General features: G+C 37.4%; 1 protein-coding gene. It reads left to right on the plus strand.

Annotation, left to right across the window (positions count from 1 at the left end):
* On the plus strand, positions 1-500 hold a 500-nt coding region (locus FVF61_RS14140), incomplete at both ends, for a hypothetical protein (protein WP_199757259.1).

Raw genomic sequence — 500 nt, forward strand, 5'->3', positions numbered from 1 at the left:
TTGAAGCTTCAAATGTTTCAATCGAATGTGATGGAACTGGTAATAATGGGGCTATTCAAGCATGGTTAGATAGTAATGGTGGTGCTGTGGCTTCTGATAATTGTTCTGCAATTACTTGGACTAATAATTATGGTGGATCTGCTTCCGATTGTTCGGCTGCTATTGATGTAACTTTTACTGCTACAGATGCTTGTGGAAATTCTGTTTCTACTACGGCTTCTTATGCTATTCAAGATACAGTTGCTCCTATTATTAATACAAATGCTAGCCCTGAAACTGTTGAATGTGATGGTGCTGGTAATTTAAACGATCTAAATAATTGGTTAAATAATAATGGTGGTGCTTCTGCTACTGATGATTGTTCAGCTGTGGCTTGGTCTAATGACTTTAACGGTCTTTCTGATGATTGTGGTGAAACAGGTTCTGCTACGGTAACATTTACTGTTACTGATGGTTGTGGAAATGCTAGTTCTACTACGGCTACTTTTACTATTATTGAT

The organism is Xanthomarina maritima (assembly GCF_008084905.1).
GTDB lineage: Bacteria > Bacteroidota > Bacteroidia > Flavobacteriales > Flavobacteriaceae > Xanthomarina > Xanthomarina maritima.